This window comes from Candidatus Desulfolinea nitratireducens, from assembly GCF_982879505.1.
In genome coordinates this window covers 1-882 of the sequence record NZ_CEYOSI010000119.1, presented here as the reverse complement: position 1 = coordinate 882, position 882 = coordinate 1, and the positions used below count along the sequence as shown (strand labels likewise).

2 protein-coding genes are annotated in these 882 nt (G+C 45.5%); both read left to right on the top strand.

The features are described from left to right. Positions 1 to 185 (top strand): hypothetical protein (locus tag AC3DOM_RS11150; RefSeq protein ID WP_487919125.1); only part of this gene is annotated, 185 nt, incomplete at its 5' end. Between the two features lie 89 nt (positions 186 to 274). Continuing rightward, on the top strand, positions 275 to 859 hold the full coding sequence (locus tag AC3DOM_RS11145) for a methyltransferase family protein (protein ID WP_487919124.1): 585 nt from the start codon (positions 275 to 277) through the stop codon (positions 857 to 859). Positions 860 to 882: the final 23 nt, after the last annotated feature.

Sequence of the window (882 nt, the reverse complement as noted above, 5' to 3'; positions counted from 1 at the left end):
CCGAATTCAAGGCGAAGCTTGATGAGATCGGAGACCGCTGGGGGGATCTGGTCAACGATATCAGCGAAGTGACCCTTGCGCCGAAAAAAGCGGATATTTTTGTGGATGACTTCGGAGTGGCCTGGATGCCTTATTATTTGGTTGAAGCTGGTGGGCAGCAGGTTGAAGTTTTAGCGTTTGGGTAAGTTCTTAACCGCCAAGACGCAAAGAACACCAAGAAAAAATTAAAAACTCTTTCTCGGCAACTTCGCGGTTCAAATTGTATAGGAGAAAAATGATCTGGTTAATTTTATCGGTAGTAATTTGGGGGCTTGTCCATTCTGTCATGGCGTCCTTGAAAGTCAAAGCTACGCTTGATAATTTGCTCGGTGCAAAGTTGAGGCATTTTTATCGCCTCTTCTATAATATTTTCTCGACATTTAGCTTCATCCCTATTCTCTGGCTGATGCGGAACCTGCCTGACCGCACACTTTACCAAATACCCTCACCCTGGCTAACTCTACTGCTCCTTGCGCAAGGACTGGCGGCATTTGGCGTGCTTGTCGGTCTCTACCAAACCGATCTTTGGGAATTTGTGGGGTTGCGACAGATCATTTCGCCGCGTGCCAAAGGAGAGAGCCGATTGGTTCTTTCTGGCCTTTACCGCTATATGCGTCATCCGCTCTACACCTTTGGCTTACTATTCATCTGGTTGTCTCCTGTGATGACGGTCAATATGCTTGTTGTTTTTATTGCATCTACAATTTATATTGTCATCGGGGCCTATTTTGAAGAACGAAAGTTGCTTCGGGAGTTTGGGGAAATTTATGCAGAGTATCAGTCGAATACGCCGATGTTGATACCTAAGATACGATTTTAGATTTCACCACAAAGGCACAGAGT